Genomic DNA, 19117 nt, shown 5'->3' with positions numbered 1-19117 from the left:
TTACTATAGGCCTCTTCTACAAGCAGTTGATTCACCTCAATGACCTGATTCTTTGCTTCTTCAACGATGTAGGATAAATGTTCAAATGGTTTCTCACTCTCCACGACATACGTTACATATAAAAACTGTCCATCACTAAAAATTTCCGACAACGTCATCGCAATTCCATTCGAATAGGCGGTTTCATTCACTGATGTTGCATACTCTGAATAATTACCTGGGAAGTACAAATTCTTTTCAATTGACTCAAAGACATTACCAATAACTGGTAACTTAGAAGCTGCTGCTGGATTCGTGAATCCAAGTCCTAGTGTAATCGTAAGCCCCGCTGCTAATCCTACTCCTACCTTTTTCACACGTCCTAATTTCTTTGTACGTTTCATCATCATCGCCTGCTTAACTCCTTCATTAATCACATCGTCTAATTGATTGGGTAAAGAAATCTCATCATATTTATTCATTAAAACATCCTCCCTTTAATAAAACATTTAACTCCTCTTTCGCGCGTCTTAAATGACTTTTTACGGTATTTAGCGGTAACTCCATCAAATCGGCTATCTCTTTTTCTTTATAATCATTAAAAAACTTTAAAATAATTACCATTTTATACTCAGGCCGTAATCGATCCATTGCTTCATACAAATCTAACTTTTGTTCAATCGAAATTCCTTTGTTAACCTCCTGAATATCAACCTGATCTAATAATGGCATCACATCCTGCTGCTTCTTGATTTCCTTTAAAGCCACATGAATCAAAATTTTCGTCATCCATGTCTTAAAATAATCGGGATTCTTTAATTGATGAATCTTCATCAATCCTAAATAGGTCATCTCCCCAACAATATCAAGGGCTACTTGTTGCTCCTTCACATAACTAAAGGCCATTTTATAAAAATAGGCTTTATGACGCTTAAGTAGTTCACCATAAGCATCATGATCTCCTCTTATCGCCTTTTTAGCTAACTGCCTCTCACTGACTTCCTCTACTTTTTTAACCCAAGGTATTACTAATACACGATCCATATCCTACGCCTAACCTTTCTTTGATACCATGCTATCATAATTGACACCTATTAGAGAGATAAACAGGATAAAAAGTTGCAAGAAAATAAAAAAAATAACCATTCACAAACCGAATGATTATTTTGAGTGATTTAAATGATGCCCAATCGCAGCTCCACCAAAATAATTGATTAAGCAAGCTAAGACGCCTGGCATTAACACAAATAATCCAGGCATGAAAAGGACTAAAAGACTTAATCCAATACTCCACAAGAAAATAAAAAGAGATTGAAGAAGATAAGCATGTGACATAAAGAGAGCATTTTTTAAAAGTTGAAAAATTGATGTTTCATAACGTGAGAATAATAAGAGAATAAAGGCCGTTAAGACGACAAGTTCAAAAATTAGGATAATGATAAACAGCCAGGCAAGCGTCATTTTTTGCAGTAATGAACGATATCCGATGAATAGATAAAACAAACTTCCAAACCAAAAAATTCCGAGAATAAGAAGAAGCGGGAATGACATTTTAAAGTTTTGACGATAACTTTTATAAAAATCAGCACCTACTTGAATCTCTTCCCCTCTTAGCTTTTTCCCGCAAACAAATAAGAGCGCCGTTGTTGAAGTCACGATTGTTACAATTGGTAAACATCCCACAAACCATAAGACACTTAATAACATTAAATCATATGCGTCTGCTAACATTTTTCCAAGAGGCCGATCTGCATTAAAGATTCCCATCCTAATCCCCCTAACACTCAATGGCTTGTTCTTGACGTAATTCTTCAACTGCTTTTTGACGAACTAAAAACTTATGAATCGAATTTCGAATAAAAATACTTCCGGTTAATCCAATCGCTCCTGGTAACACAATCACAATCCCGGGTACAAGCAGCAAGCAAAAAATGATAGCGATGATTAAACCAAACGCTTTAATCGACTCAATAAAATAAGCATGTATAAATAAAAATGAATTTCTAATAATTTGGATTGTACGAAGCTCATATTTAGCTAAAAGTGCACACATATAAACACTCATCATCACTACCTCAAAAGCTAAAACCAACATGACCACAACTGACCCATTAAAGCCTTCTTTTAAAGCGGAAAAACTCATCATAAAGTAAGTTAACGTCCCATACCATAAGATGGCTAAAATCCCGGTAATCAAAAAAGATTGTTTAAAATTCTCTTTATAGCTTTTAATAAATTCAGAAATTATTTTAGGCTCATCTTGTTTAACCTTTTTCCCACAAACATAAAATAAAGCCGTTGTTGAAGCCCCAATCGTTACAAGCGGTAAACTTCCAATAAACCATAAAATTGATAAAACAGCGATATCGCTAATCGCATAAATCATTTTAAAGAATAGATTATCATCGTATTGTGATGCCATAAAAATCCCCCTCCTGTTTTTACTCTTTCATTATACCTTAAGATAAATAATTTGTAATCGTTTTTATTCCAATTTTAGGTTTAAAAAGAGTCTAAATTAGAGATTTTTACATATACTAATAAGGAAGTAGGGAAATCGTTCGTAAACGTCATTCGTCTCTTAGGTAAAGAGCTCCTTTTTCACTTATATTTGATTTTTTCAAATGTAAACATCCAAAAGAATGATTTCTCTTTCACAACACGCTAGAATGAAAAGTTGAACTGATATCAGTTCAACTTTTTTCATTTTCCACCAAATTGTTCTATTTTTCTCAACGTGTGAATAGACTATAAAGAATGAACAGAGACCCTGATTCATTCAACTTGAAACTCTCCTTTTCTTTTAATAAGATTTTCTTTACTCTATAAAAAAATATCCGGTGAGGCTTAATCACCGGATATTTTTTATGATTCCATCTGTCTATTTTTTATAAACTGCCAGTACAATAAAGCAAGAATTAAACTTAAGAAACCACCGACAAATTTAGAAACAATGAAGGCTGTACTTATATGGGGAGTCATGGAATTTACAAAAGCAAGCTGTCCTCCAAAAACGAAGGCACCACTAATACATAAAGCCGAACAAATTAATTTACCCAATTCATCCATTTCATGAAAACGACTAAAGGCCAATAAATTACTAACAAGATTACCAATCATTGCACTGATGCTCACATCATTAACCCCAATCCATCTCCCTATCATCGCTAATTGAGAGTTAAAGAAACGATAAATAATTTCTAGCAAAGAATACGCACCCGCAATAAAGATTCCAATGCGTACAACGATTTGAGCCCCTTCTGCCAGCGAGGCCATTCCTTTTACAAATTCAACACCTGAAACAGCCTGGGCACCTGCAATCATCAGTCCGATTAAACTCATCCAAACCACAACCCGACTTAATAGATTAAAGAATTTAATTAATGATAAGGGCCTCACTAAAATTAAAGTCGATAAAATGATAACCCCAACAAATAACGGAATCATATGACGAAATAGTATTAAACCCTCAATTCCTGCTATGATTCCACCAACAAAGCATCCAAATGGGATGGCAATCATTCCAAGAACCATTCCTTTTAAAAAGATAGGAATATCTTTTTTAGGAATCATTCCAAATGCCACCGGAATCGAAAAACTAATCGTTGCACCCAGACCTGATGCAATCACCATTCCTGAAAATTCTCCCATTAAAGTGGAATTTGCTAATTCCATTGATAATTGATATCCACCCATATCACAAGCTAAAAAAGTTCCAATTAAAATAGAGGGATCCATTTGAAAAAGAGTCGCAATTGGAGTCAACACCCGACTTAATACATCTGAAAAAACAGGCGCCAATAAAAAAATTCCAAGCATATTCAGCGTTAAAACACCTATTGACTTAATCCCTCTTTCAAAACATTCGCCTAAACCCATTCGGTTTCCCATCATAAAATCAAGGCCACCAATCACAAAAAAGATTGCCACCACATAAAAAATTAAATCTGTTATCACATCTATCCACCTTCTATCTTAACTTTTTATATTCCTTCTTCACTAATTTAACATTAATTGTAACAAAAAGAAACAAAACAGGTCTTTGTGAACTTTCACAAAGACCTTTTAATTAAGAAATTTTTTGATTAAATTTTTTCCAACTAAGCTCTTGCATTTTTGAAAATTCTTGACGCTCTTGCTTAAATAAATTTGGACTAATTCGATAGGCATAAGCTTGTAGCATTTTCCCATCTTCCGTCACAACCTCTACAATATCTCGATTGTACATGTTGCTTGGATTATTTTTTGAGATATATCCTTCAATTTCATCTAATGGTTTTAAGACTTCGTGGAGTTCGTTGACATAAAAGAGTTGTCCTTCAATCCAATGTTCGCCCGGCATTAAGGCTGGATAATCTTCTTTTTTATAATAATATAAAGTGCCTTTTACTTTGGCATTTTCAACATGCGTTAAGTTGTCATGTAAAACATCAATATAATTGCGCTCTCCAACCATTAGTGTTCCGTAAACAAAGATGGGTAACACAGTTTCTTGATGTTTTAGCATACAGCTCCTCCTGTCACTTTAACATCTTGATCAACGTTAATTCCTGTTTCAATTAAAATCGTTAACCCTGTTACAATATCTGCTACAGACATCGATGGCATTGTTGGCTTATCAACTGTTTGCATTGGGACATAAGGAATATGAACAAAGCCTGCTTTTAAAGAGGGTTGTTGCGTCGCTGCAAAATGTAAGGCTCCATACATGATATGATTACATACAAATGTACCAGCTGTATTTGACACAGCAGCAGGAATCCCGGCTGCTTTCATATTTTGAACCATTGCTTTAATCGGTAACGTTGCGAAGTAAGCAGCAGGACCTTCTGCAAAAATAGTACGGTCAATAGGCTGTGCTCCCTCGTTATCTGGAATACGCGCATCATCTTGATTAATCGCGACACGCTCAACTGTAATATTAGGACGACCACCTGCTTGACCAACACAAATAACCATATCAGGTTGTTCCTCTTTTAATGTTTGATAAAGAACCTCAATACTTTTATCGAATACTGTTGGAATCTCTTTTTTGATAATTTGAACCCCTAAAATCTCATCTGGTAATTGCATCACAGACATTAATGCTGGATTAACGGGTTCTCCACCAAATGGATCAAATCCTGTCACTAAAACTTTTTTCATAACATTCATCCTCCTAATCGACAACTAGATGCAAGTATTTATTAGAATGCCAAGAATCGCATTAAAATAATATGGATAATTAACATGATGATAGCAAATGGTGCTTGAGCTTTAATGACACCATATTGATTTTTCAATTCTAAAATAGAAGCCGGCACAATGTTGAAGTTTGCAGCCATTGGCGTTAATAATGTTCCACAGAATCCTGCTGTTAAGGCTAACGCACCAGCAATTAATGGATTAGCACCTAATGCAAAGACGAATGGAACCCCAATTCCAGCTGTAATAACTGAAAAGGCTGCAAAAGCATTTCCCATAACTGCTGTGAACACTACCATTCCAACACAGTAAGCAATTACACCCAACCAAATATTCCCTTCTGGGATGACTTGACTTACTCCACCTGCAATGACATCTCCAACACCTGCAACTGTAAATAATGTTCCAAGCGCTGCTAAAATCTGAGGTAAAATAGCTGTTGGCCCAACTTGACTTAATAAACGAATTGACTCATCGTTTGCTTCTTTAACATTTGATTTAGAAATAAAGAACATCACGATTAAAGCCCCGATTCCACTTAACCCAATCGCATTGTAAGATCCTAAATTTGTAAACTGTGCAATGACGAATGCTAACACAGCTAAAACTAATGCTGGAACAAATAATTTGTTTCCAATTTTTTCAGCTGAATCTAATTTAAACTGTTCGCTACTTGTTTTAAAGCTTCCCACTTTAACTTGTTTCGTTGCTGATAAAACAGCCATCGCAATAATTAATACCCCAACGATATTCGCTGGAATCCAATCACCAAAAATAAAGATAATTCCAAGGATTGACCAGAATAATGCCGTTCCTACTTTCGCCTGTTGCTCGTTAGAACGAAGGGCAAACACAGATAAAGAAATACAAACTAAACCGATAATCGCATAAATGATCGTTAATAAAACATTAGTCATTAGTTATTCCCTCCCTTTTTAGACACCACTTGATATTTGTTTTTGAATTTTTTCTCATTCATTCTAAATTGAATAATACCAAGTACTAAGGCAATAATCGCAATCGGTAACGTTGTTAGGGCAATGGTAATCGGTCCTTGCTTAGCATCAACTGTATACCCAAGCTCATTTAATGATCCAACAATTAACATAACCCCTGGAGCCCCAATGAATAAGTTTTGACCAAAGAAGTTTCCATAGTTTTCTGAAGCGGCTGTTAATCCTTTAATTGATTCAACATCTTCTTCTTTAAAATCTTTATATTGAGATGTTGCAGCTCCCTCTGCCATTGGTAAGAGTAATGGACGACCAAACTGCACATGTCCTGACATACGAATACTTAAAGCAGCCATAATTAAGCGGAATAATAAATAAATAGATAAAACTCCATCCGCTTTTGCATTTTTAATTTGACCAATTAACCAAGCGGCGCGCTCTTTTAAACCGTAACGTTCCATTAACCCAATAACTGGTAATGTGATAACGAATAACGTCATAAAACGGTTCGATACAAAGGCTTGTCCTAAAATCGTTAAAATTTCATTAAAATCTAAGCCACCTACAAATCCTGTCACGATTCCTGCAATAACTACAATAGCTAATGTATCAATTTTTAACATAAAACCAATGACAATAATTAAAATACCTACTAAACTAAACATAACCTTCCTCCTTTTACTTCATTGCCATCCAAATAAAACATTCTGTTTTTTTGTCATGTCTCAATTATAACACAAAAATGACACAAATACGCCTTTTTTCGACATTCCTTTTATTGGAATTTAATTTTAATGCAATAAAAAAGTTAAATTATCTTTTATAATTTAACTTTTTTTCTGATTATTTTTTAAAATAGGCTCGACTTCCATTGGAATCCATTTCAACAACAAGCTTAGCAGGAATCCGTTCTTTTAACTCATTTACATGTGAAATCACTCCAATTAAACGGCCATAATCTTGTAATTCCATTAAAATATCAATCGCTTGATCAAGTGACTCAGAATCTAATGTTCCAAATCCTTCATCGATAAACATCGTATCGAGTTGAATGCCCCCTGAATTTTGTTGCACCGTATCTGATAATCCGAGTGCAAGTGCCAATGAAGCTTTAAAACTTTCTCCTCCAGATAACGTATTAACGGGACGTTTTTTACATGTATGACTATCATAAACATCTAAATCCAGTCCTTTACGACCTCCACCTTTGACCTCTTCTCGTCGTAATAAATAGTATCGACGTGCTGTCATTTTTTCAAGGCGAGAATTGGCAGCCTCTAACACATCATCAAAATAACTAGAAAGCACATACGTTTCAAATGACATTTTACCGCCACTTTTTCCATTTGCAAGATCGGCAAGTTCTCCAATGACACGGTATTCCTCTTCCCGTTTTTGAATGAGTCGATACTGACGCTGAATGCTCTCTAACACATCTTTATTATGCGCTTTAATTAAATCTTTGGCATTCATTTCTTTTTGAAGCAACTCTTTTTGATCACTTAAATGTCGAATTAACTCTTCTATTCTTGAAAGTTCAACCGGTGCCAAATCTTTTAGTGATTGCTCAAGCGCGATTAACTGACTTTGAACCCCTTGTAACTCTTGCTCATATGCTTTAACTTGAGCTTCTGACTGCATGATTTCTTGCATCGAGCATTTTGATAATTGATATTCTTCAACCGATGTAAAATCAGTCCTCAACTGCGTATCAAAAAGTTGCTTCGCTAATGTTAACTCACTTTGATAATGAGTCATTTGACGCTCAACTTCTAAAATTGTGGCCTTTGTTGACGCCATCTCTGACGTTAACAGCTGATACTGAGACTGTGCCTCACGAATATGTTGCTCTAACTGATTTCGCTCTTGCTTTACCTCATGTAACTTTGACTTCACCATCAAATAATCTTGATATGGTTTTGGAATAGCATCAAGCATTTCAATCACAACTCGGCGAACCGATGATAAATTTGCCACTTGCTCTGCTAATTGATGTTCAGAGGCTTTCAAATCTTGCTCCAGTAGCTCCTGTTCTTCTTTTTGTCTGATCAACCTGTCAATCTGTTGCTCTAATGCTTGCCCTTTCAATTTAATCTCCTTTAAAGTCTGTGATTTAAACTGAATACGTTGTTGAATCTGCGTCATTAACATCTGTATGAATGACTGACTTATCTCCTCATCTTCTTTAATTAACTGATGCCCAACTAACACTTGAACTAATTCATCAATTGAACGTTGCTCTTCTTTTAAAGTGGCTGCAATTCCCGCTACTTTCTGTTCAAGTAACTGATGCTCTTGTTGTTTTGATTCTAGCATTAAACGTCTTGCTTCAAGCTCCTCCTTACTTAAAATAGGTTCATCGCTTGTTCGAGGATTAGGATGTTCAAGTGACCCACAAACTGGACACGCCTCTCCTACCTTTAATTCATTCGCTAATCGAATCGCCGATGCATGAATAAACAACGCGGCCTGATGCTCATAATCAGCTTTTAATGAGTCTAATAACCCCTGACTTTTCGTTAGCTGATTCATCGTATACTGATAATTAGCCTGATTTTTTAATAGACGCTCATAGCGTGTCAATAACTGCCCTACAATCCCTTGCTGTTCTTTCAACTGATTCATCTCTAACTCTTCTTTAAAACACGCTTCTTTTAACAACTGCTGTTGCTCCGTCGCACTCGGTAACGTTTTGAGCACCTCTATCATCTCATTAAGACGCTTGCTTTTATCTTCTAAAGAAGCCGTCATTTTAGTCACGACCTCTTGCACACGATCTTGTTCAAATCGTCGCTCTTCAATAATCTTTAAACTATCCGCATAGTTTTGCAACTGATTCATCTCATCGGTCAACTTAGAAACCGTCGCTTGCCACTCTTCAATTCCTTCAAAACACTTCTTCACAATAATAAAACGCTGCTCAAGATCAGCTAATTTCTCAACTCCCGCCTGATGCAAGCTAACTTCTTTTTTATATAACGTTTGTTGTTTCAAAACTTCATTTTCAAGCTTTGTAAGTTCGTCTGCTTTTTTTGAAAACTCAACCCTTTTTCCTAACTCATTCATCGCTTCACGCGATTTCATCAACATTTGAAAACGGGCATCTATTTCCTCTTTTTGCTTAAACTTTTCATTCAGTAAAAGACCGTCCTGTCTTTTTTGCATTTGAACCTGTAAATCCTGATCCACAGCAATCACTTGTTCATGAAGCGTCAGTTGTTCTTGTGATAATTTCTCCAATTCAACTTGCACTTCTTCTAAAATATGAACCAATAATTTATTTTCAGCAATCATTTGATATAACATCGAGCTCGGGTCACATTTAATCACCTTTAACTTCGCTGCAATCTCTTTTTCTGTATCCGCCACTTCTGCTTTTAAGCATTTAGACTGTTCTACTAATTGTTCTTGCAACGCTTTATAAAAATCAGTTCCAAAAATTTTACGAAGTAATTCTTCTTTACTTGCCGTATTCGCATATAAAAACTCTTTAAAATCTCCCTGTGGAATCATCACAATCTTTCTAAATTGATCAACACTAAGACCAAGAATCGCCTGAACTTCATTTCTAACATCCATATCCTTCGTCAATGGCGCACGATCACTATCTAGTTCTCGTAACTCAACAGAGGCTGCCATCTCACGCAACCCATCACCACGTAACTTTTTAACCCACTGCTTAGGTGCACGGTTAATACAATACACTTTATCTTTCACTGAAAACGTAAACTCAACTTCCGTTTTATTGTCACTACTTGCGGCAAAGTCACTTCGAAGTTCTTCGCCTTTTCGTTTATTTCCACTCGTCTCACCATATAAAGCATAACAAATCGCATCGAAAATCGTTGTTTTACCAGCACCGGTTGGACCTGTAATTACAAAGATATCTTGATTTTTTAAATCCTCTTTAAAATTTAACTCCGTTTGCTTCGCATACGGTCCAAAAGCTGTTATTTTTAATGAAATTGGCTTCACTTCTAGCACTCACCCTTCATAACTTTAATCGTTTGTTCAATGACTTGTTTTCCTGCTTCATGCAAAGATTCCCCACGATGATGCTCATAAAAATCTGCAAACAACTCCTCCGTTGATTTCGTCTGGCGAGCACTCGCACTCAACTGACTTCCTTTAAATTCTGAAAATCTTCGTTCAAGTTCTAACAACATCACATTAGGATACACCTGACGAAGTTTTGCCATCGGTTCGAGTAACTCCCCTTCATCTGTTAAAATGACTCGTAGATAATCTTCTTGTCCCTCATCCTCAAGCGTCAAAAGCTCATCAAGTTTTCCAGTGATGGTACGCATATCACGACGTGGTTTTAAAGGTAATAGTTCAATACTAATCTCACCTTCTGCGTCTAAATCAATCATCGTCATCGATTTATGGTAATGCTCTTCTGAGAATGAATATTTTAAAAGCGATCCGCTATAGCGGATTTTATCACTATTCACACGTTGTGTTCGATGTAAATGCCCAAGTGCCACATAATCAAAATGCTCCAAAAGCGTTGCATCCACCGATTCCTTTCCCCCAACCACTAATTTTTTCTCTGATTCCGATTGTTCTGGCGCTTCTCCACCCACAACAAACGCATGCGTGATTAAAACATTACGTTCAGTAGAATCAATCGGATTGACTTCCATAATAGCCTTCATGGCGTCATTAAGTGATTTGATTTCTGGATGATTTAAAGCTTCTCGGACAACGGCATAATCTGCAAACGGCAATAAATAAAAATTAACAGGACCCGCATCATCTTGCAGTCTAACTTTTTTGATAGTTTTCGTAAAATTCCCTGCGACATAATACTGTGCCGCTTCAAATAACTCGTGTCCAAAATCAATCAATTCTGCCCCATCATGATTTCCTGCAATCGCTAAAACAGGTGTCTTTAGCTCAATTAATAAATCTTTTAAAAATTGATTATATAGTGCGACCGCTCTTGCCGGTGGCACACTACGATCATAAATATCTCCTGCTAACATCACAGCATCAGGTCGATACGTTTGAATATACTGTTTAATTTGCTCTAATACAAATTCTTGATCTTCAATCATTAAAAACCCATTCACCATTTTTCCAAAATGCAAATCACCTAAATGCATTAATCTCATCAAACCGCTCCTTATAAAATCGAATAAATGTTCTATAAAAATTATACGATTTATAACTTACCACCGTCAATCATTCCCTAGGAAATAGGAGAAAATAATTTTCAAGCATTTCCTACAAATTCCGACTTTTAAAAAAATATAAAAAACAGCCTCTTTTTTTTATTTCTGAAGAAGTCATTTTTAACTGATGATTATACGAAATCATCGATTTCATTATATAATTTTTCATTTTCATCGATTTAAGCTATTTTAAAAGCCAACAAAAAGTTGTATACTTATACAATACAACTTCCAACTTAAAAGATACAACTAAAAAAGGGGGGATTTTTATCCTTAATCAAAATTTACCTAAATACGTAGCAGTTGCTGAATGGATAAAACAAAATATTTACAATAACACATATAAAGCTGGTGAAAAACTCATTAGTGAAAATCAGTTGTGTGAAAAGTTTTCTATTAGCCGACAAACAGCCCGTCAAGCAATTGCTATTCTTGAAAAAGAAGGATTGGTTTTAAAAAAACAAGGCAGTGGGACTTATGTCAATCACATCTTTAGCGAAACTAAAATCCCCTCAAAAACAATTGGCTTAGTGACGACTTATTTAGATGACTATATTTTCCCTGGCATTATTTCAGGCATTGAAAAAGTTTTATCACTGAATGGATATAACACCACTTTACGTTTAACACGAAATAAAGTGAATACAGAACGTGAACAACTTCTATCATTATTAAAATCTGATATTGATGGATTAATTGTTGAGGGAACAAAATCGGCTCTACCAAATCCGAATTTAGATATTTATAATCAATTCGAACAGCGAGGGATTCCTGTTGTCTTCATTAATAGTCATTACGCTCAACTTAACTGCAACTACATTGTGGTAGATGATGAACTGGGTGGAGAACTAGCAACGCGACATTTAATTGAAAACGGACATCAAAATATTACCGGTATTTTCAAATACGATGACATGCAAGGAAATTTACGCTATAAAGGATTTTTAACTGAAATGTATAAGCATAATCTTTCAGTTGATGAATCTGCGATTATTTGGTACTCAACGGAAAACATGGAACAACAATTCTGCCTTGAAAACCTTCCTCAATTATTAAAAAAATTCAAATCATCAACTGCCATTGTTTGCTATAACGATCAAATTGCAATGAAATTGATTCAACTACTCGCTTCAAATGACCTGAACGTTCCTCATGACCTTTCACTTGTTAGCTTTGATAACTCAAGCTTAAGTCAAATCGGAGTCGTCCCCTTAACTAGTATCACACATCCTGGAAAAGAGTTAGGAAAACTTGCGGCTGAGTCCATTCTGAGCATGATTAATAATCCACATTATGAAATGAAACATACTTATCATCCTGAATTAATAATCAGAAAATCAGTTGCTAAGTTAACAAAATAAAAAAATCGACCAGCGGTCGATTTTTTTACTTTTGAATTAATTTAAAGAGCTGACTTTCATGAGGTGAAATACTACATTCAAAGGATATAAACTTCTTTACCTTCCCTTTCTTAGCCCCTAATTCTCAAATCCTATCTCCCCCTTGAAACTACAAACAACTTATAAAAACAAAACACAACTTCATGATAACTTTTTTCAACCTACACTTTTAATAAAACGTTTACAGAGATATCAAAAAAATACTGTACATAACGTGTACAGTATTTTTTTATTAACGTTGCTGTTTGCGCTCTAAAGCTGCACTAAATTGTTCTAATCCAATAATTACTGCCCCACCAATGATGAAGTAAAGAAGATTAAATGTCTCAAATGACATTGGTAATTGCGGTGTCTCAAGCGTTGTCGGCCCCATTAAAACCGCATAAATTGATCCAATCATTAATCCTAAAATAAGATAAATCATTTGTGGACGTGCATTTTCTAAAGCATGACGAATTAATTTAATCGTTGATAAGATTCCAGTAATAATTCCAATTCCAAAAATAAATAAAATAGGAACATAACTGAAATTAAACGTTAAAACCTCTTTAATAGCCCCAATAATTGTCGTATAAAGTCCGAAAATTAATAATAAAGTTGATCCTGAAATTCCAGGCAACACCATAGCAGAAATGGCGATCATCCCAGCTAAGAAGACATAAATGATTAATCCAATGTTTAAATTTGATAAAGAAATGTTAATTCCTCCACCCGAAGAAATAGGATTAAAGACAGAAATCGCAACTACAATCAAAATTCCGGTAACTGTCCAAACAAGATTAATATATTTATTTCTTAATGTTTCGCGCTCCGCTTTAATAATTAACGGAATTGAGAAAATAATAAATCCAATAAATAAAGAACTAATATTATAAATATGTTCTTCAAAAATAGAAGCTAAAAATAAAACAGAACCAATCAGCCCAATGGCCCAACCAATTCCAATTTTAATTAAGAAATTCAAAGCTTTTAATTTTTCTTCTTTATTATTTTTTGAAATCAATGTATTTAATGATCCGATAAATTGATCATAAAATCCTAAAATAAATGCGATCGTTCCTCCTGAAACACCCGGAACACTATCGGCTAATGCCATAAAAAAACCACGTATTAAATTAACAAAAAACATCGATTAATCCACCTCTACTATTCTAGTTCATCCCTTGTGATGATATTATAATTAGTTTAATCATATCATAAGACGACTTATATCGCAATGAAAGAAAGTTATCGATTTTCATATAAAAAAAAGACGATTTTTATGAACACTCTAGGCCTACGTCCCATATGATAAAAAGTAAAGTCTATTAGGTTTCATCTAAGGAGGATGTATATGGGAGCATCAATCAAAAACTATTTTACTTGCGCAAATAGTTCAAAAGGATTTTGTAATTTTTTTGATTCTAATTTACAAGGATTAAATAACTTGTATATTTTAAAAGGAGGTCCTGGAACAGGTAAATCAACTTTGATGAAAAAAATTGGGGCCCACTTTTATGATTTAGGGTATGATATTGAATTTATCCATTGTTCATCTGATGCAGATTCACTTGATGGGGTCATTATTCCTAAACTTTCTGTTGGAATTGTCGATGGAACTGCTCCACACGTTATTGAACCAACTGCCCCTGGTGCTATTGAAGAATACGTCAATTTAGGCGTTGCTTGGGACCGTCAACTATTAAAACCTCATACAGCTGATATTTTAGCTCTAAAATATCAAATTGGACACTGCTATGATGTTTTATACCAATCTTACGCCGAAGCATTAGGGATTCATGATGAATGGGAAAGCATCTACATAGCTGAAATGGATTTTAACAAAGCCCCTTTACTTAGACAATATATTTGTGACACCTTATTAAATTTTGAAAAACAAGATCATACCGCAGTGGTTAAACATCGATTTTTTGGAGCCTCTACTCCAACCGGATCAACTGACTATATTCAAAACTTAACTGAGGACTTAAGTAAACGCTACTTTATTAAAGGACGTCCTGGAACAGGAAAGTCAACCCTTCTAAAACAAATGGCAGCCCACTGTGAAGAACTAGGATATGATATTGAAATCTATCACTGTTCATTTGATCCAGACTCACTTGACATGCTATTAATCCCCTCTAAAGGTATCTGTTTCTTCGATTCAACAGCTCCTCACGAATACTTTCCAAACAAACCAACAGATGAAATCATCGATATGTACGATGCTCTGGTCACTAAAGGAACAGATGAAAAGAATGAAGCCGCTCTGAAAGAAATCTCAAATCGATATAAACAAACCATTAAAAAAGGAACGGATGCTTTAGGTCTTGCTAAACAATTTCATGATCAATTAGAACAATTTTATATTGATGCTGTTGATTTCGATATTATCGAAAAAATTTATGTTGACTTAAAAACAAAAATTGAAGAATTAATGTAATAAAAAAAGCGATTGTCTTTGTAGACAATCGCTTTTTTTATTATATTAACGACGTTTTGTCGCATTTTTATTTGATGCTGTTTCTTTTTTGACACAAAGTGCCGTCATCTGTGATTTAATTTGATGATAAGTTACCGGATCAAATAAAAGATCATTCCAAATTTTCACTTTATTATCTCGAATCCCGCAAATCACTTGTTCATAGTTAGGATACTTAATCACAGCAATCCCTTGTTTTGTTTTAATCTCAACGATTACTTCTTCTTTTCCTCTTGTTTCAAATTTTCTTGCGACTCCCTCTTGAGTATGTTCCCACATATTTAACCTCTCCTTTTAGTATGATTAGTTTTTGGATTGGTGATTCAATGAACACCGTGTATTTTGAGCTACAATTAACCATATGCTTAAAAAAAAGTTTTATGATAAAAAAGAATCCAATTTCTTTAAACTTTTTATCACTTGAATCCACCTCTCAATCCCTTCGGATTGTGTGATATAATAAGTTATATTCTTTAATTAAATACCGGAGACCTACTATGCAAATCACAATTAAGAACAAATCAATTATATTTGATATTCAATATGGAAAACGAAAAAAAATGGTGCTAGATATAACACCAGAGGGACATATCACCTTGAAGGTACCTCAAAAAACATCGGAACAAGCTATCCATGAATTTATGAATTCAAACGCTAATCTGTTACTAAAAGTTCAAGAAAAGATAGAGAATCGAAAATATATCTCAAACGAAAAATCCTACGATAAAGAAGAAATTTTCCTCTATCTTGGAAAAGGTTATCATCTTAATCAACTCATTCCAGAAATACCTGAGTCAGAGAAAGAAATTCAAAAGCAACTACAACAATTTTATACCACTCAAACGAAAAAGATCATAAAAAAACGTGTTCAACATTTTGAAAAAATCATTGGCGTCAAAGCTAAAAACGTCACTGTGGTAGACTCCCCTAAAACATGGGGAACTTGTGATTCTAACAAGCAACTTACATTCAACTATAAACTGTCTATGGCCCCAATTGAAGTGATTGATTACGTTGTTATTCACGAGCTATGTCATATTTTTCATATGAACCATGACCGCTCTTTCTGGCGTAAGGTTGGGATGTATGATGTGAACTTTAAACAACATCAAGACTATCTTTCAAGATTTGGAATCGTCATGACCATTTAAAAAGGCACTCCCATGAGGGAGTGCCTTTTTATGAACAAAAAAAAAGACCACCTAAATAAGTAGTCTATGATTAACAAATAAAAATGGCGCGCCTGGCAGGAGTCGAACCCACAACCCTCTGATCCGAAGTCAGATGCTCTATCCAATTGAGCTACAAGCGCATAAGATTTACATTTATTATCTTATTTAATATTATACTCTACATCATTTTCTTCGTCAACCAAATATCTGTTAATTATTAACAAACATTACTATTCAAGAATGAAAGATAATCGAGTTCTCTTGAGTTACCTTTCATCCTTACTTTATTTGATCGGGGTTCTCATCACATTTCGAACATTCATCAAACCTTCTTTTTCATAAAACATTAAGGCTGCCTGATTATTAGCTAATACACTTAGCTCAATATACTCTAATTGACGGTCTTTCCCCCAATCCTTAGCCGCCTTAAATAATTCATGTCCATATCCACATCCTCTATATAAAGGATCCACAACTAAATGTACTAAATAAACATAATGACGCTTGAGTAAAGATGGAAGATCAATTGATTCTAATTGCTCAACAAGAGCAAGTCCCCGAATTTCACCTTCATCTTCTAACAATAGATAATCTGCTTTCTCATTCAATAAATACTGCCGCACCCAATCGATATCTTCACTTATTTTTTTAAAATCATCCGGTTGCAACTTGGACATCATTTGATTGAGTTCATTATTTAAACGAACAATTAAATCGATATCCTCAACTGTCCCTAGCCTTACTTTCATACTCTCACCTCTTAATGATGATTGTATTAGCTAGAAACACAATTTATGACTAATAAAATAGTTGGATTACTTTTGTTTTTTCAATTGATTTCGATAAACGAGCATACGGCCCCATTTTCTTGGAATAAAACGATTAAAAAATAACAAAAATCGATTAATCATTCCTGGAACAATGACTTCTTTTCCTTTTAACATGCCTGCAACTGCAATTTCAGCCACTTCTTCTGCTGTTTTAATTTTAGTTGATGCCACCTGAATATGTGCACGTTTTTGAAAATCTGTATCAACTGGACCTGGACATAAAACACTTACCTTAACGTTTGATTTCTTCATCTGTAGCTCATAAGAAATGGCTTCTGTTAATTGTAAGACATACCCTTTTGTAGCATAATAACTCGCCATTAAGGGACCAGATTGAAAGGCTGCAGTTGAAGCGACATTCATCAGATATCCCTTATCTTGCTCCACAAAATCTTTTAAAAATAATTTACTCAAAAGATGTAAACTTTTAATATTTAAATCAATCATATTTAATTCATTCTCTAAGTTTATCTCGATAAAGTCACCAAATAATCCAAATCCTGCATTATTAATTAAACCCTCGATAGAATAAATCTGACAAGCCTCATAGAGCAATTCCGTTTGCTTCATATCCGATAAATCAAACGGCATCACTTCAACTTTCACTTTATATTTTTTTAAAATATCAGATTTTAATTGTTTTAATAACTCTTCTCTTCTTGCTACTAAAATTAGTGAATACCCACGTTTTGCAAGTGCATAACAAATGGCTTCTCCTATCCCTGATGAAGCTCCCGTTACAACAAAATAACCCACAATAACTCCTCCTTGTAAAAAACAAAAAGAAGAAAGCAAAACCATACTTTAAACAAATAAAGTTTTGCATTCTTCCTTCCTATCATTCATCTAGATATTTACAAAAATGGTTTCAATATTTCTTTCATCAGCCTTAACACGTAAATGTATTGGATACAAAGGTTCCGATTATCTAGGTAACTATTTATTGCTATTAAACACAAATCTAGACTAATCTCTTTAACAATAGATTATTTTTTTTCATGATTCTTCGCTAGAATCTCTATTGCACCTTTAGCTGCTTGTTGTTCAGCTTCTTTTTTAGTTTTTCCAATTCCACGTCCAAGCGTAATCCCATCCAACAAAACAATAGCTTCAAATGAACGATTATGAGCTGGACCTGTCTCAGAAATAATACGATATTCAATTGCTTTTTTAGAATCTGCTTGCACAAGTTCTTGTAACGTACTTTTATAATCAAATACTTGTGTCACTTCACCTTGTTGGTAAGCTTTATGAATAATCTCATGAACAAATGAGTAAACCGTGTCCATTCCTAAATCAAGATACATCGCCCCAACAAATGCTTCAAACGCATCAGCTAAAACCGTTGGACGTTCACGACCTCCAGAATTTTCTTCACCACGCCCCAATAACATTAACTTTCCTAAGTTTAAATTACGAGCATAAGACTCAAGTGATGGCTCACAGACAAGTTGGGCACGAATCTTCGTCATTTCACCTTCTGAAAGAGAAGGTTTTAAATTAAAAAGGTAGTTTGAGACTGTTAATTCTAAGACCGCATCTCCTAGATATTCTAATCGCTCATTATCTTCAATTTTTAAATGGCGATGTTCATTAACGTACGATGAGTGAGTAAAAGCCTGACAATAACGATCTAGTTGACGAAACGCAATCTTATTTTCTTTTAAAAACTCCGCTAATTGATCTAAATATGCCAAAATATTTCACCTCCATTCAAATTCCAAATAATTATAACCCTTTTCCAGGCTTTTCACAAGAGATTCGTAAAGAGTCGAGTGTTTTCGACGAAAATAGAAGTAACAAGACATTTCTACATCTATTTTCAACTGCAAATCAGATGACTATTCAACATTTTCTCTCAATGCTTGACTAATTTTATTCACGACATCTTGTGAAACAGCTTCACGTGCTTGACGAATCGCATTCATTATAGCAAGAGAATCCGATGATCCGTGAGCTTT

At 34.6% G+C, this 19117-nt stretch carries 19 protein-coding genes and 1 tRNA gene; 3 read left to right on the top strand and 17 right to left on the bottom strand.

What is annotated here, in order from left to right:
* The 11 genes from QWC74_RS12065 to QWC74_RS12015 all read right to left on the bottom strand — a co-directional run.
* Nucleotides 1-461: DUF4179 domain-containing protein (locus tag QWC74_RS12065; RefSeq protein ID WP_288994114.1), on the bottom strand; the 461-nt coding region annotated here is incomplete at its 3' end.
* A complete protein-coding gene (locus QWC74_RS12060; RefSeq protein ID WP_006785367.1) occupies nucleotides 454-1023 on the bottom strand; it encodes a sigma-70 family RNA polymerase sigma factor in 570 nt (189 codons plus the stop codon). The genes QWC74_RS12060 and QWC74_RS12065, both read right to left, overlap by 8 nt.
* Before the next feature lie 117 nt (nucleotides 1024-1140).
* Nucleotides 1141-1746, bottom strand: a complete 606-nt coding sequence (locus tag QWC74_RS12055) for a DUF624 domain-containing protein (RefSeq protein WP_006785368.1) — start codon at nucleotides 1744-1746, stop codon at nucleotides 1141-1143.
* 10 nt (nucleotides 1747-1756) lie between these two features.
* Nucleotides 1757-2401 (bottom strand): YesL family protein, encoded by a 645-nt coding sequence (locus tag QWC74_RS12050; RefSeq protein WP_006785369.1) that lies wholly within the window; start codon nucleotides 2399-2401, stop codon nucleotides 1757-1759.
* 443 nt (nucleotides 2402-2844) lie between these two features.
* Nucleotides 2845-3936, bottom strand: coding sequence for an ethanolamine utilization protein EutH (locus QWC74_RS12045; protein WP_006785370.1), 1092 nt, complete (start codon nucleotides 3934-3936; stop codon nucleotides 2845-2847).
* Nucleotides 3937-4048: 112 nt separating this feature from the next.
* Nucleotides 4049-4486: a gamma-glutamylcyclotransferase family protein gene (locus QWC74_RS12040; RefSeq protein ID WP_006785371.1), complete on the bottom strand. Its 438-nt coding sequence runs from the start codon at nucleotides 4484-4486 to the stop codon at nucleotides 4049-4051.
* Entirely contained in the window at nucleotides 4480-5124 is a 645-nt protein-coding gene (pcp, locus tag QWC74_RS12035; RefSeq protein ID WP_006785372.1) for a pyroglutamyl-peptidase I, read from the bottom strand. The genes QWC74_RS12040 and pcp overlap by 7 nt, the downstream gene beginning before the upstream one ends.
* Nucleotides 5125-5165: 41 nt before the next feature.
* The gene (locus QWC74_RS12030; protein ID WP_006785373.1) at nucleotides 5166-6080 is read right to left on the bottom strand and encodes a DUF979 domain-containing protein; all 915 of its coding nucleotides are present in this window, start codon (nucleotides 6078-6080) and stop codon (nucleotides 5166-5168) included.
* On the bottom strand, nucleotides 6080-6781 hold the full coding sequence (locus tag QWC74_RS12025) for a DUF969 domain-containing protein (protein ID WP_006785374.1): 702 nt from the start codon (nucleotides 6779-6781) through the stop codon (nucleotides 6080-6082). The genes QWC74_RS12030 and QWC74_RS12025 overlap by 1 nt, the downstream gene beginning before the upstream one ends.
* Before the next feature lie 178 nt (nucleotides 6782-6959).
* On the bottom strand, nucleotides 6960-10091 hold the full coding sequence (locus QWC74_RS12020; RefSeq protein ID WP_006785375.1) for an AAA family ATPase: 3132 nt from the start codon (nucleotides 10089-10091) through the stop codon (nucleotides 6960-6962).
* A 2-nt stretch (nucleotides 10092-10093) separates the two neighbouring features.
* Nucleotides 10094-11233, bottom strand: coding sequence for an exonuclease SbcCD subunit D (locus QWC74_RS12015; RefSeq protein WP_006785376.1), 1140 nt, complete (start codon nucleotides 11231-11233; stop codon nucleotides 10094-10096).
* A gap of 227 nt (nucleotides 11234-11460) precedes the next feature.
* Between QWC74_RS12015 and QWC74_RS12010 the strand changes: the two genes are divergently transcribed.
* Nucleotides 11461-12654 (top strand): GntR family transcriptional regulator, encoded by a 1194-nt coding sequence (locus tag QWC74_RS12010; RefSeq protein WP_317453077.1) that lies wholly within the window; start codon nucleotides 11461-11463, stop codon nucleotides 12652-12654.
* Between the two features lie 271 nt (nucleotides 12655-12925).
* Here QWC74_RS12010 and QWC74_RS12005 read toward each other — a convergent pair whose 3' ends face one another.
* Nucleotides 12926-13822 carry a DUF368 domain-containing protein gene (locus QWC74_RS12005; RefSeq protein WP_006785378.1) on the bottom strand — a complete coding sequence of 299 codons (897 nt, stop codon included), beginning with the start codon at nucleotides 13820-13822 and terminating at the stop codon, nucleotides 12926-12928.
* 204 nt (nucleotides 13823-14026) lie between these two features.
* Between QWC74_RS12005 and QWC74_RS12000 the strand changes: the two genes are divergently transcribed.
* Complete coding sequence (locus QWC74_RS12000) at nucleotides 14027-15115, top strand: PRK06851 family protein (RefSeq protein ID WP_006785379.1); 1089 nt, start codon at nucleotides 14027-14029, stop codon at nucleotides 15113-15115.
* A gap of 45 nt (nucleotides 15116-15160) precedes the next feature.
* Here QWC74_RS12000 and QWC74_RS11995 read toward each other — a convergent pair whose 3' ends face one another.
* Complete coding sequence (locus QWC74_RS11995; protein ID WP_055163623.1) at nucleotides 15161-15433, bottom strand: hypothetical protein; 273 nt, start codon at nucleotides 15431-15433, stop codon at nucleotides 15161-15163.
* Nucleotides 15434-15651: 218 nt separating this feature from the next.
* Between QWC74_RS11995 and QWC74_RS11990 the strand changes: the two genes are divergently transcribed.
* Complete coding sequence (locus QWC74_RS11990) at nucleotides 15652-16305, top strand: M48 family metallopeptidase (protein WP_006785127.1); 654 nt, start codon at nucleotides 15652-15654, stop codon at nucleotides 16303-16305.
* 84 nt (nucleotides 16306-16389) lie between these two features.
* On the opposite strand, the gene QWC74_RS11985 is transcribed toward QWC74_RS11990, so the two are convergent.
* The 4 genes from QWC74_RS11985 to rnc all read right to left on the bottom strand — a co-directional run bounded on the left by QWC74_RS11985 (nucleotide 16390) and on the right by rnc (nucleotide 18853).
* Nucleotides 16390-16466 (bottom strand) — tRNA-Arg (locus QWC74_RS11985).
* Between the two features lie 144 nt (nucleotides 16467-16610).
* Nucleotides 16611-17075: a GNAT family N-acetyltransferase gene (locus tag QWC74_RS11980; protein WP_006785128.1), complete on the bottom strand. Its 465-nt coding sequence runs from the start codon at nucleotides 17073-17075 to the stop codon at nucleotides 16611-16613.
* A gap of 66 nt (nucleotides 17076-17141) precedes the next feature.
* A complete protein-coding gene (locus QWC74_RS11975; RefSeq protein ID WP_006785129.1) occupies nucleotides 17142-17912 on the bottom strand; it encodes an SDR family oxidoreductase in 771 nt (256 codons plus the stop codon).
* Nucleotides 17913-18142: 230 nt separating this feature from the next.
* Nucleotides 18143-18853 carry a ribonuclease III gene (gene rnc / locus QWC74_RS11970; protein WP_006785130.1) on the bottom strand — a complete coding sequence of 237 codons (711 nt, stop codon included), beginning with the start codon at nucleotides 18851-18853 and terminating at the stop codon, nucleotides 18143-18145.
* Nucleotides 18854-19117 lie beyond the last annotated feature (264 nt).

The sequence above is a fragment of the uncultured Turicibacter sp. genome (assembly GCF_938044715.1).
GTDB lineage: Bacteria > Bacillota_I > Bacilli_A > MOL361 > Turicibacteraceae > Turicibacter > Turicibacter sanguinis.
The sequence above is the reverse complement of the archived record's forward strand: the minus strand, read 5'-3'. Positions and strand labels throughout refer to the sequence as shown.

Coding starts and splice junctions, on each gene's coding strand:
- QWC74_RS12015 (WP_006785376.1), bottom strand. CDS start 11,233: ATGAGATTAATGCATTTAGGTGATTTGCATTTTGGAAAAATGGTGAAT.
- QWC74_RS12030 (WP_006785373.1), bottom strand. CDS start 6,080: ATGACTAATGTTTTATTAACGATCATTTATGCGATTATCGGTTTAGTT.
- QWC74_RS11980 (WP_006785128.1), bottom strand. CDS start 17,075: ATGAAAGTAAGGCTAGGGACAGTTGAGGATATCGATTTAATTGTTCGT.
- QWC74_RS12050 (WP_006785369.1), bottom strand. CDS start 2,401: ATGGCATCACAATACGATGATAATCTATTCTTTAAAATGATTTATGCG.
- QWC74_RS11990 (WP_006785127.1), top strand. CDS start 15,652: ATGCAAATCACAATTAAGAACAAATCAATTATATTTGATATTCAATAT.
- QWC74_RS11995 (WP_055163623.1), bottom strand. CDS start 15,433: ATGTGGGAACATACTCAAGAGGGAGTCGCAAGAAAATTTGAAACAAGA.
- QWC74_RS12055 (WP_006785368.1), bottom strand. CDS start 1,746: ATGGGAATCTTTAATGCAGATCGGCCTCTTGGAAAAATGTTAGCAGAC.
- QWC74_RS12060 (WP_006785367.1), bottom strand. CDS start 1,023: ATGGATCGTGTATTAGTAATACCTTGGGTTAAAAAAGTAGAGGAAGTC.
- QWC74_RS12040 (WP_006785371.1), bottom strand. CDS start 4,486: ATGCTAAAACATCAAGAAACTGTGTTACCCATCTTTGTTTACGGAACA.
- QWC74_RS12000 (WP_006785379.1), top strand. CDS start 14,027: ATGGGAGCATCAATCAAAAACTATTTTACTTGCGCAAATAGTTCAAAA.
- QWC74_RS12005 (WP_006785378.1), bottom strand. CDS start 13,822: ATGTTTTTTGTTAATTTAATACGTGGTTTTTTTATGGCATTAGCCGAT.
- QWC74_RS12025 (WP_006785374.1), bottom strand. CDS start 6,781: ATGTTTAGTTTAGTAGGTATTTTAATTATTGTCATTGGTTTTATGTTA.
- pcp (WP_006785372.1), bottom strand. CDS start 5,124: ATGAAAAAAGTTTTAGTGACAGGATTTGATCCATTTGGTGGAGAACCC.